The following is a 12,466-nucleotide window of genomic DNA, read 5'->3' on the forward strand; positions in this document are numbered from 1 at the left end:
TTTTAATAAATTGTTACTAGTAGACACTATTAAAAAAGGTAATAAAATTTGTTATACTATATAATATGTCAGAGGTGAAAACAAAAACTTTTGAAGAGCTAGTACCTAGTGATTTTGTACATCTTCATACGCATACTTATCATTCATTATTGGATGGTCTTACTAAAATAGATGACCTAACAAAAACAATTAAAGAAAATGGCATGGAGGCCGTTGCTATTACAGATCACGGAACTATGTCTGGTACGATTGAGTTTTATAAATCTGCTAAAGATCAAGGGTTAAAGCCTATCATTGGTATGGAGACATATGTTGCGGCTAGAACTCGTTTTGACCGTGATCCACAGCATGATAAACCACGCTATCACCTTATTTTGTTAGTAAAAAACGAAAAAGGATGGCAAAATTTATGCGCACTTACCACAAAGGCATGGATTGAAGGTCAATACTATAAGCCAAGGATTGATCATGACATAATGCGTGAACATTCAGAAGGTATCATTTGCTTGAGTGGTTGTGCGGGTTCTGAGATATCAGAAGCTATTAAAGCTGATGATTATGAAAAAGCAAAAGAATTAGCTGGTTGGTATAAATCTATATACGGAGAGGACTTTTATTTAGAACTTCAGGATCATGGACACCCAGAATGTCCAAATCATTGGGATATACAAAAGATAATAAATGATGGATTGTTAAAGCTAAGTAAAGAGCTAGATATTCCCTGTGTGGTTACTTGTGATTCTCATTATTTAACACATGAAAATCAAGATGCTCACGAGATTTTATTATGTGTAGGTACAGGATCTTACTTACGAGATGAAAAAAGGATGAGCTTAAAAGAGTTTGACCTTTTTGTTACAAACCCAAAAGATATTATTGATAGATGGGGCAAGATTGATCCTGAAATTATTTTAAATACAAAGAGGGTTGCTGAAAAGGTAAATTTTAACTTCGAATTTGGAAAAATTCTTATTCCTAAATTTCCACTTCCAGAGGGAGAGGAAAGCGAAAAAAGCTTTTTAGATAAGCTAGTATTTTACGGTATGGGAGAGCGTTATGCACATATACCAAGAGATCAAGTTGAGAAAATGTCCATTAAAGAAATTCGAAGCAAATTAAGTAAAGAGCAATTAGATCGCGTTGATATGGAGTTAGGAATTTTGGACAGCATGGGATATAACGGCTATTTCTTAATTGTTCAAGATTTTATTAACTGGGGAAAAAGTCAAGGTATTGTTTTTGGTCCTGGGCGAGGTTCGGCTGCAGGGTCTATTATTGCTTATTCATTACATATTACGGATCTAGATCCTTTAGCTTACGATTTACTTTTTGAACGTTTTTTGAACCCTGATCGTATTTCAATGCCAGATATTGATGTTGATATTCAAGATACGAGAAGGAACGAAGTAATACAGTACTGTACTAATAAATATGGTTATGAGAGAGTAGCTAATATTGCCACTTTCGGTAAGATGATGGCTAAAAACGCCATTCGTGATGTTGCGCGTGTGTTGGAAGTGCCTTATGCCGACGCAGATAGGCTAGCTAAACTAGTTCCAGATCCTAACCAAGGTAGGCATATTCCATTAAAAATTAGCTTGGAAAATGATTTAGATCTTAAGAAGGAATATGAAACTAACCCTACGGCCAAAACAGTATTTGATTTTGCTGTACAGTTAGAGGGGACTATTCGTAACCATGGAGTTCATGCTTGTGGTGTGGTTATTGCGCCAGATGACCTAGTTAAATATTTACCGTTAGAAATGGCGCAAAAGGGAGTGGTAGCCACTCAAGTTCCAATGGGTCAAGTTGAAGATCTCGGCCTACTTAAAATGGACTTTTTAGGGCTAAAAAACTTGTCTATTATTTCTACAGCTCAAAAAATCGTAAAACAAACTTACGGCAAAGATATTGATTTAGCCAAATTACCTTTAGGCGATGAAGCTGCTTATCAGCTGTTATCAAGAGGTGACTCTACTGGAGTGTTCCAGCTTGAGTCTGCTGGTATGAAGCGTTACCTTAAGGAATTAAAACCTTCTAAATTTGAAGATATTATTGCTATGGTAGCGCTATATAGGCCAGGTCCTATGAGCGAAATACCAAAATTCATTGCTCGTAAGCATGGTGAAGAGGAGATAACTTACTATGAAGAACATATGGAGAATGCTTTAAAGAACACCTATGGTATTTTAGTGTACCAAGAACAATTCATGCAGATATCTAAAGAGGTATGTGGTTTCACTGGTGGGCAAGCTGACACTTTACGTAAAGCTGTGGGAAAAAAGAAAATTGACCTTATGAAGAAAATGAAAGGTGAATTTATTGAGGGTGCAGTTAAGCATTCTAATGCTGATCGTGGAAAAATTGAAAAATTCTGGGACCACCTAGAAGAATTCGCTAACTACTGTTTTAATAAGAGTCACGCTGCTTGTTATGCTCTAATTGCTTATTGGACAGCTTATATTAAAGCTCACTATCCAGATGCATTTATGGCTGCTTTAATGACAAGTGATGCTGATGATACGGACCGTTTAGCTATTGAGATTGCTGAATGTAGAAAAATGGGTATTCAAGTTTTAGGTCCAGATGTTAACGAATCATTTAAGAATTTTGCAGTAGTACCTCATGAGAATAAAATACGCTTTGGACTTTTAGCAGTTAAGGCTGTTGGTAGTGGTGCAGTAGATGCTGTTTTGGAATCTCGCAAAGCTGAAGGGAAATTTGTTAGCGTTTTAGATTTTGCCAAGCGTGTAAATTCTAGGGCATTCAATAAAAAAGCATGGGATTCTTTGATAATGACTGGTGCTTTTGATAGTTTTGGCACTAGGTCTGATCTTTTGCATAATTTAGAGAAGATTCAAGCTTATGGATCTAAAATACAAAAAGAAGCTTTAAGTGGTCAGACTGATTTATTTGGATTTGCTGGCGAGGAAGATATGAGGGTTGAGCCAGAAATTGAACTAGTTACTGGAACTAAGCAACATACTGAAAAAGAACAATTAACCTGGGAGCGTGATTTATTGGGGTTGTATGTATCGGCGCACCCATTAGATAAATATGTTACTTATTTTGAAGAGCAGACCGTGCCGCTATCTCAAATTCAACCTAATACTGATGGTCAAAAAGCAACTATTGGGGGTATTGTACTCGATACTAGAACAATTATTACCAAATCTGGAACAAAAATGGCCTTTATTAAAATAGAGGATAAAACTGGCGAAGGTGAAGTTATCGTTTTTCCTAATTTATACTCAGAAGTTGAAAATAAGATCTCTATAGATACTGTACTTAGGGTTGAAGGAAAGGTTTCTGCTAGAGATAGAGACGGTAATATTAAGCCCGATGCACAATTGATTGCTGAAAATATAATGGTAATTACTGATGAAGAACTAGAAAGCTACGAATCTACTGGTAGAAGAGCTGAAGGATTAAAGGCAAAGAGTGTAACAAAAAAGAAAAATGTTTCACAAAAAGTTACAAGTACTGTAAATAAACGAAGCCTAGTAAACCCTACAAAAAAACAGTCTGAGCAAAAGCAAAATACTCAAGTAGAGAAAAAAGAATATCAAGCTGAGAAAAATCAGAGGGTTTTTGTGCATATTAAAAATCCTAATGATCATGAGTCATTATTATCTGTAAAAAAGATTTGTAATAAATATCCAGGCGTTTCAGATATAATTTTAGTGCTAGGAATGGAGAAAAAGTCAGCAATAAAAATGCCTTTTAGAGTTGATTCTAAAAGCGAATTAGCTAAAGAGCTGGTAAATTTATTAGGCGAAGCTTGTGTTATTCTGAAAGATTAGCGAGAGCATGTTGCGATTGCTAGTTTTGAGTGATAAAATATTTATATGGAATATATAATTAAAGAAATCAAAGGAAGACAAATACTAGATTCAAGGGGAAACCCAACAGTTGAAGCTGATGTAATATTATCAGATGGAACTGTTGGGCGAGCTGCTGTTCCTAGCGGCGCCTCTACTGGTTCTGGAGAAGCACTTGAACTAAGAGATGGCGATAACGTTTATGGTGGAAAATCTGTATATAAGGCAGTATCTGCAGTAAATGGTGAGATTAGAGAGCTACTAATAGGGAAAAATGCCGAAGAACAATCTGAGATAGATAATGCTATGCTAAAACTTGATGGTACAGATAATAAAGCACGCCTTGGTGCAAATGCTATCTTAGCTGTTTCTTTAGCTACTGCAAAGGCTGTTGCTAAAGCTAAAGGTATTGAACTTTGGCAGTATATTGCTGAGAAAACAGATTCTACCCCAAGCTTACCACTACCTATGATGAACGTTATGAATGGTGGTGCGCATGCAGGTTGGGCTACTGATATTCAAGAATATATGATCATGCCAGTTGGTGCGAAAGATATATTTGAAGCTGTGCAAATGGGAGCAGAGACTTTCCATTCATTAGCTAAAGTATTAAAATCAAAAAACTATCCAACCACAGTAGGTGATGAGGGTGGCTATGCACCAAAAGTTAAAGAAGGAAATGAAGAACCTTTACAACTAATCTCAGAAGCCATTAAATTAGCAGGTTACGAATTGGGTAAAGACATTGCTTTCGCTTCAGATCCAGCATCTAGCGAGTTCTATACTGAAGATGGTAAATATGACTTTAAAGCTAATGATAAGGTATTAACAAGCGAAGAAATGGTTTCATTCTATGAAGATTTAGTAAGTAAATATCCATTTACTTCTATAGAAGATGGATTAGCTGAAAATGATTGGGATGGCTGGAAATTATTAACAGAAAAACTAGGAAACAAGATTCAGTTAGTTGGTGATGACCTAATGGTAACTAATGTTGAGCTATTGCAAAAATCAATTGATCTTGGTGTAGCTAACGCTATATTAATTAAGCCTAACCAAATTGGATCTCTAACAGAAACTATTAATGCCGTTAAGCTTGCTCAAAATAACGGATATAATACAGTTATGAGTCATAGGTCTGGTGAAACTGAAGATGTTACTATCGCACATCTGGCTGTTGGTTTAGGATGTGGTCAAATTAAGACTGGTTCATTATCTCGCACAGATCGTGTAGCGAAATATAATGAATTGATGAGAATTGCTGAGGCAAACCCTGAACTTCAATTAGCAAAACCATTTAATATATAATATTATAAAAATTACAATAAAATAGATAGCCATGTAGCTATCTATTTTATTGCTAATATTTTTTATATTACTATTCTATAAGGAAAATAATATAATAGTAGTTTCCTTATTTACTACCAGTCCCAAGAGAATAACCGTTCTAGGAAAGTTTTTGAATTTCTTGGTAGTTCTATATTTTTTTGTTCAGCATTATTTTCAGGTTTCTTTACATCTGCCGTTGAAGGATCTGGTGCTACCTGTTCTGCAAAAACTAATAATCGTTTTTCAGCCGTACCTATAGGGGTACAAGTAATTAATGTTAACCAAGGCTTATCTGTATCCATTACAACTTTACTTACTTCATTTGGCATAACCACTTCTTTACGCCTAACTATGTAGGTGTACCTTTTGCCGTTATAATTAGAATATATAGTGTCACCATTTTGCATTTTTTCAAGCTGTGCAAATATGAATTTATATTCACCATTATCGAATAAGTCATTACTTGAATGACCACTTAAAACTGTATTACCAGCTTGTCCCGGAACGCTATTAGCTCCTGGTATTGCGAAGTGAGCAACACCTTTTTCCATAGCTTTTAGTTGTGATTTTGAATCATTTCCTGCACCGTAAATAACTGGCACGTCTACATTTAGTTTAGGAATAATTAATTTTGGATCATTGCCTACATTAATACTAGCGTTTGGGCTATAGACTGTATGTTGAGCAGTTGAATTACCCGGAGCTACATACGCTTCAACTGAGGCAAATATAAGCCTATTATATTGAAGAAAAACAAATGTAAATACTACAACTATCACAGATATTATAGGTACAAAATGTCTACTACTACGTATTTTTTCTGTTTTTTCTTGAGCTTTAGCCATTATATCTTTTCTGATTTTAGCTAATGCTTTCATTTTAGCTTGTTGATCGGATAAATCGTCCATCACTTCTGGCTGAATATTCGCCATTTTTTGTTGGTGTTTAAAAGCTGCCGAATAGTAACTTTCGTAGTATTTCTGGTAATAACTTTGCCAAGCTTCATGATATTTTTTCCACTGGCCATTTTCTATACTAGCAGAGTTATCTAAGGCTCTATTATTATTTGCTACTTTAATTTTTGAAGTGGTAGCTATATCGCTATTTTTAATATTTTGTTTATTGTGGATAGGGTCAACTATAGCATCATAAGTTTTTGTATCTACTATAGTTTTAGGCTGATTCAAATTGTTTTGTAGGGGAGTTGTGTGAGGTGTTTTATAATTACTATTTCCTGAATATATATCTTCAACCTTTTTTCTACGATAATCTATTACGGCCTGAGCTCGTCTTTTTTCTAAATCTGTAGTTTGTCTTTGAGGGATTTTTATCCCCAAGCTTTGTTTATTATTTTCATCCATGCCCTTGATTTTTCCTATTTACTATTATACAATAGGGGGGATTTATTGTAAATAAGCAAAGCGTTTTAAATAAACATATGCCGCGATGGTGGAATGGTAGACACGCTAGACTCAAAATCTGGTGAGCAGTAGCTCGTGCCGGTTCAAGTCCGGCTCGCGGTACCAAAAAAGATAGTCCAATTAGACTATCATTTTTTATTTTATAGATATTTTATTCCAAGATCATTCGCAATCTTAATAGAGATATATTTCCATTTGAATTTGTACTTAAAGTATATAAAAACTTGTCATTTCCAGAAAGAACAATAGGCATATTTTCTAGTGATGGCATTAATGAGTGTTTATTAGCTCCATCAAAATCTACTATGCTTAAAGAATTATTAGTTACATTAGCAAGGTGAAAATTATCTATCCATATTGGTTTATTTGGACTATTATTATCTAGCGTGAAGGTTTCTTTTGTTTCTAAATCATGCATTAAAGTAGATGAATTGGTCTTGATCGCCAGTAAGCGAGATTCATCGTTTATATTTAAACTTGTTATATCTTGGTTGGCCTTAATTTTTTTATAAAGCCTCATAAGTTCACTCCAATTAGATGATTTATATATATGTATTTCATCTTTTATTGCTACATGGACGTAACTTTCATTATAGTATCTACCAAGTGCAATTGTTGGGGCAGTGGGAATATTATCTTTTATCAACATATTTTTATTATCTCGCCTTATATGTATTGAGTAGGTAGTGTTATTCTCGCTGTTAGTCTTTTTTTGAACTGATTCAATTATATTTTCTCTTGAAGTAAAGGTTTCTATATCTGTTAATATATTTGCCGATAATGTTAAGCTGTCTACATTTAGCTCTTTCAAATTTTGCCCATCTTGAATGTATAATATAGAAGCTTCGTTATTTTTCGCCTCTATTTTAGCAATATTATTTAAATTAAAATCTTTAGAAATATCAATAAATTTAGATGGGTTATTTACGTCTCCAATAAGCCAATGTCTACTTCCGTTTTGGTTGTAGGTAAATATAAAACGGTTATTATTACGTGATATTTCTTGTATTTCGACATTAGATATAGAATTTTCTTTACTATTATTTTCTTGAAGAACATTAAGATACCCTAATTCCTTAATATTTGGGGTATCATTTTGTAGATTTATCAATGAGAATTTAATAGATTTCTTATTATCTTCTTGTGCTATTAATATTTTTTCTTTATTTGGTAATACTTTTGCCGTTTTTAAATTCTGAATATCTAAAAAACTATCAATTCTCTTTTGTTTTGGGATTAGACGTGCATAATTTAGCCATAGTATTTCACCTTCTTTAACTTGAGTTTTACGATACCATGTCTCATACCCTTCTTTCCAAATTTTAAATTCATGAGTTCCTGCAGAAAGTAGGGTTTTAGTATTTGTTTTTTCTGCTAGCTTTTGATCTCCTATTTCTACTGTTGCACCGGTTACAGAAGAGAAAAATTGTACCAATCCATTTCTTTCAAAACTTCCTTTTGGATCCAGTGTCCATCCTTGAGTGAGAAATACTAAAATTACTACAATAGTAATAACTGTAATAGTCATAGCAAAATTTTTTAAAAAAATAATTAAATTTTCTTTTTGCATAGATTTTTTCATTTGTAATATTATAACATTTTGTAATATTTTTCTGAATACTTGAAAAAAAGGTTATGTTATCTTAAAATATACATAAGCTTAAATAAGAGGTTTAATGAAAGAATATATTACTATAAATGGGAGAGAATATAATACCCGAACGGGAGAGTTTAAGGGTACTAGCAATACTATACATAATAGTATACAGAAATCTACAACCCTAAATCGTAAATTTCTAAAGCCTCCTAAAAAATATAGTGATATTACACCTAAGCAATATCAAGCAATTCGCCAGTTTAAAAGGAAGCATGATTATTCAGAAGTTATACTGAAAGCAGAAAAGAATAGAAGTGCCGATTTATATAGATTCAGCAGTAAAAAGAGGGTTAATGTCCAACCTATAGTTAAAAGCAAGGATAAAGACGAAGTTTTAATTCCTCCGCAGGAGCACCCACTTCAGAAAAAAGCTAATGAAGCTTTAAAATCTGCTAAACAAGGAAAAGCTTTACCTACAGCTAGAGAGTTAAAAATTCTTGCCATTAATGAAGCCTTAGATAATAGTAGAAAAAATAAATATAAACACGATAGCTTTTTTATTAAAGGGAATAAAGGTATTCTAAAATATTCATCAATTTTAGGTTTTATTACTTTAGCTATTTGCTTTCTTGTTTATACTAATATGCCTAATATAGCGGTAAAGTTAGTATCTGCTCAATCTGGAATAGAAGTTAATATGCCTAGTTATACTTTAGAAGGTTATAGTAGTGATGGTCTAGCCTCTTTTGATGGAGAAAATATTATATTTAAATATAAAAATAATAATGGTTATCATTATGAAATAAAAGAAATGCAAAAAGAATGGGATAGTGTAGCACTTAGAGAAAATCACATTTATCCTAGATGGGGAGATAATTATAATACAGCTTATAGTAATGGAATAATCATCTATTCAAAAGGAAATGAGTATATTTGGGTTAATAACGGTAGAATGTATACAGTAACTTCGAATAGGTCTATTTCCGATACGGAAATAAGTAATATTGTAAAGAGCCTTTAATTTTATTTTAACGGCTTATCATGATAATATATAGAGTATGAAAGTAAGAACTCGTTTTGCTCCTAGTCCTACTGGGTATATTCATGTAGGTAATGTTAGGAGTGCTTTATATCCGTATTTAGTAGCTCGCCAGTCGAAAGGTGATTTTATTTTACGTATTGAAGATACTGACCAAGCAAGATTTGTAGATGGTGCTGAAGATATGGTGTTAGATACGTTAAGATGGCTAGGGCTAGAGTGGGATGAAGGTCCTATCAATTTATCTACTGAAGAGGGTAAATATGGGCCCTACCACCAAACGCAGCGTAAAAATATCTATTTAGAGTGGGCGCAAAAGATGGTTGATGAAGGATTAGCTTATGCTGACCCTTACACTGTTGAGCAAGTGCAAGCTTTTAGAGAAGAGGCAAAAGCTAACAAAAAAGCTTTTCTATACCGAAATTATAGACCCGAAAACCCACCAGAATGGAAAGTGGGTATGCCTTTAAGATTTAAAACCCCAGTTATTAAAAGATATAGTTGGAATGATGCTGTTATGGGTGAATTATCTGCTGGTGAAGAGGCTTTAGATGATTTTGTTATTATTAAAGCTGATGGGCTACCAACATATAACTTTGCACATATTATTGATGATTATGAGATGGGGATAACACATATTATTAGGGGTTCAGAGTATGTTGCAAGTACGCCTAAATACTTATCTTTGTATGAAGCTTTAAATATAGAACCGCCTATTTTAGCACATGTTCCACATATATTAGCGCCTAGCGGTAATAAAAAGCTAGGCAAAAGGGATGGGGCTAAAAGTGTAACTGAGTATAGAGAAGAGGGCATTTTGCCAGAAGCTATGATTAACTTTTTAGCTCAATTAGGATGGAATGATGGAACTGAGCAAGAGATTTTTACGTTAGAAGAATTAATAGATAAATTCTCTTTAGACAGAGTTCAAAAATCCGGAGCTAGATTTGACGAACAAAGACTTTTATGGCTTAATGGTCAGTGGATTAGGCGATTAGATTTTGAAGATCTATATGCTAGATGCCAACCTTTTTGGGGGTCTGAAGCTAAGGATTCTGAAGAGGGCTATAAAAAACAAGTATTGGGTATAGTTTACGATAGATTAAAAACATTGAAAGATTTACCTGAAGCTAGTGGCTATTTCTTTAAAATTAAAGATACTAATTTAGAAATGATTAGCACTAACAAGCAATTAAAGAAAATAGAGAAAAATAGGTTAATAGAATTATTGGAAATATCTATAAAAAAACTAGAATCTATAGATAGCTGGAATGAAGAAAATATTCAGTTAACCCTAAATCAATTATTAGAAGAGACTAAAGAAAAACCAGCAGTAATATTCCAGCTAATTCGTATATGTTTAACTTGGGCTAGTTTTTCTCCAGCCTTAAATCAAACTTTAGCAGTAATAGGTAGGGAAAATTCTATTAATAGATTAAATATATCACTTGAAGATATTAAAAATAATTTATAATAATTTTCGTTATTTCTTTCGGTGATTCCATTGGCAGTAGATGACCACCCTTAAGATCAACTATATTAGCATGTTTAAAGAGCTTTTTTGAAAGCTCTTTTTTATTTTTATCTATAGTGTTATCGCTTTTACCATTAATTACTAATTTAACGTAATTATTAAAAAAGATATCTTTTTTTAAAGCTATATCTATCAGGTTTTGTTGGCTTAGTAATTGTTTTATACTATTTTGGCAATAAAATATATTTTTAAATATATTTATAAAAGCTTGTAACGACCATCTCTTTTGTAAAAATAAAGCTTTAAATGGTGATAATATGGGTATATTTGATAAAACCATAAATAAAGAACTTTTTTGAGATAGGAGCATTCCTTTAAGGAAAGATGATGAAGGAGTATGCACGGGGCAAATAAGTACTGTAGGTATTTTTTTAGATATAGCATTATTTTTAGCAATAAAGCAGCCAAAAGAATGAGCGATGATAATTTTTGGATCTATAAATTCTTTTTTGATAGTATTAATAAGAGAGATATAAAAAGTATTCAACAAAATAGTATGGTTTAAATTAGCTATAGAACTTTTACCATGGGAGGGTAGTTCTACTATTAATATAGAATATTTACAAGATAATTCATGGGCTAAAGGGGTTAGTCCAAAATAATTTCCGCCAAAACCATGAAAGAGAACTGCTAAAGGTTTATTCTTTTCTATTTTACTGTAAGTGGAAATAGAAATATTATTTACACTAATATATTTGTGTTTTAAAAGTCTATTCCAAGGATTAATAGGCATAGTATTTAATTTAAAATATAGTAGATATTTTGTCAAATAAAATATTTTATGTTTGCTAGTTAATTTAGTATAATATACAATAAAGCATAAGAAATATAAAAAGAGGGGAAAAGTGGCACATCCTTTAAGATTAGTAATGATAAGGCACGGCGAGAGTGAGGCTAATGTTGTTCAAAAAGCTCAAAAATACGGTAAAAAATCTAGTATCGAAGATCTTGTAAATAATAGAGCTGACTGGAAACAGCGATTAAGCCCTTTAGGTAAAGAGCAAGCCCAAAAAGCTGCTTTAGAATTAAAGAAAATATATGGTAGCCTTAATTTTTTTGATAAACATTATACGTCACCTTTCATTAGAGCTAGGGAGACTGCTTGGAATATTAGTAGGTTTTCGAATATTCGTTGGTATATAGACGATAGACTAAGTGAACGAATTTGGGGAATATATGGCTTAGTCCCTAGGAAGAAGTTAAAAGAGGAATTTCCTTTAACTACTAAATTAGCAAATAATGATCCGTGGTATATTAGGTTAGATGGAGGCGAGAGCCTTTTTGATGTGTACAATAGAGTTAAAGATTTTAGGGAAAAAATGTGGAGAGCTGATTCTGGGGAAAATGTACTCATTGTTGCACATAAACAGTTAATTCAGAGCTTTTGCTATGATATCGAGAAAAAACTTCCAGAAGATTGGGATAATATTTGGCAAAACAAAATCTATGATATTAGTAATTTAGGGCTGGTTGAATACAGTAGAGTTAATCCTTTAGACGCTAAAGATGTTAGGAGCTATTATTCTTGGCGAAGAATGATAAATTTATCAAATAGAGACACAAGTAAGGAAGAATGGGTGGAATTTGACCCTGATAAATCTTTTTCATGTGATGAGATAGCAAGACAAGTAGATAATTACAGACCATTTATGAATTGACAAAACTTAAGCACTTTTATATTATATTGTTAAGGCTGGTGTGCAAAGGAGGGCGAAATAATGCCCA

At 32.9% G+C, this 12,466-nt stretch carries 8 protein-coding genes and 1 tRNA gene; 6 read left to right on the plus strand and 3 right to left on the minus strand.

The window, feature by feature from the left end; translation table 11 throughout:
* Window positions 1–65 precede the first annotated feature (65 nt).
* Both dnaE and eno read left to right on the plus strand, forming a co-directional pair.
* The gene (gene dnaE / locus G6CMJM_RS01165; protein WP_129718658.1) at window positions 66–3,803 is read left to right on the plus strand and encodes a DNA polymerase III subunit alpha; all 3,738 of its coding nucleotides are present in this window, start codon (window positions 66–68) and stop codon (window positions 3,801–3,803) included.
* A gap of 45 nt (window positions 3,804–3,848) precedes the next feature.
* Entirely contained in the window at window positions 3,849–5,129 is a 1,281-nt protein-coding gene (gene eno / locus G6CMJM_RS01170; RefSeq protein WP_129718659.1) for a phosphopyruvate hydratase, read from the plus strand.
* A gap of 113 nt (window positions 5,130–5,242) precedes the next feature.
* Here eno and G6CMJM_RS01175 read toward each other — a convergent pair whose 3' ends face one another.
* Window positions 5,243–6,511, minus strand: a complete 1,269-nt coding sequence (locus G6CMJM_RS01175) for a sortase (protein ID WP_129718660.1) — start codon at window positions 6,509–6,511, stop codon at window positions 5,243–5,245.
* A gap of 79 nt (window positions 6,512–6,590) precedes the next feature.
* Here G6CMJM_RS01175 and G6CMJM_RS01180 point away from each other — a divergent pair.
* Window positions 6,591–6,676: transfer RNA gene (locus tag G6CMJM_RS01180), tRNA-Leu, on the plus strand.
* 46 nt (window positions 6,677–6,722) lie between these two features.
* Here the strand turns inward: G6CMJM_RS01180 and G6CMJM_RS01185 are convergent.
* Entirely contained in the window at window positions 6,723–8,153 is a 1,431-nt protein-coding gene (locus G6CMJM_RS01185) for a PEGA domain-containing protein (RefSeq protein ID WP_129718661.1), read from the minus strand.
* 94 nt (window positions 8,154–8,247) lie between these two features.
* Here G6CMJM_RS01185 and G6CMJM_RS01190 point away from each other — a divergent pair, with 94 nt between their 5' ends.
* Together G6CMJM_RS01190 and gltX are read left to right on the plus strand one after the other, a co-directional pair.
* Entirely contained in the window at window positions 8,248–9,189 is a 942-nt protein-coding gene (locus tag G6CMJM_RS01190; RefSeq protein WP_129718662.1) for a hypothetical protein, read from the plus strand.
* Window positions 9,190–9,226: 37 nt separating this feature from the next.
* The gene (gltX, locus tag G6CMJM_RS01195; RefSeq protein ID WP_129718663.1) at window positions 9,227–10,681 is read left to right on the plus strand and encodes a glutamate--tRNA ligase; all 1,455 of its coding nucleotides are present in this window, start codon (window positions 9,227–9,229) and stop codon (window positions 10,679–10,681) included.
* On the opposite strand, the gene G6CMJM_RS01200 is transcribed toward gltX, so the two are convergent.
* The gene (locus G6CMJM_RS01200) at window positions 10,665–11,474 is read right to left on the minus strand and encodes an alpha/beta hydrolase (protein WP_129718664.1); all 810 of its coding nucleotides are present in this window, start codon (window positions 11,472–11,474) and stop codon (window positions 10,665–10,667) included. The genes gltX and G6CMJM_RS01200 overlap by 17 nt on opposite strands.
* A 112-nt stretch (window positions 11,475–11,586) precedes the next feature.
* On the opposite strand from G6CMJM_RS01200, the gene G6CMJM_RS01205 reads away from it, so the two are divergent.
* Entirely contained in the window at window positions 11,587–12,399 is an 813-nt protein-coding gene (locus G6CMJM_RS01205) for a histidine phosphatase family protein (protein ID WP_129718665.1), read from the plus strand.
* The last annotated feature ends 67 nt before the right edge of the window (window positions 12,400–12,466 follow it).

It is taken from the genome of Candidatus Nanogingivalis gingivitcus (genome assembly GCF_004151455.1).
Classification (GTDB): Bacteria; Patescibacteriota; Saccharimonadia; order Saccharimonadales; family Saccharimonadaceae; genus Nanogingivalis; species Nanogingivalis gingivitcus.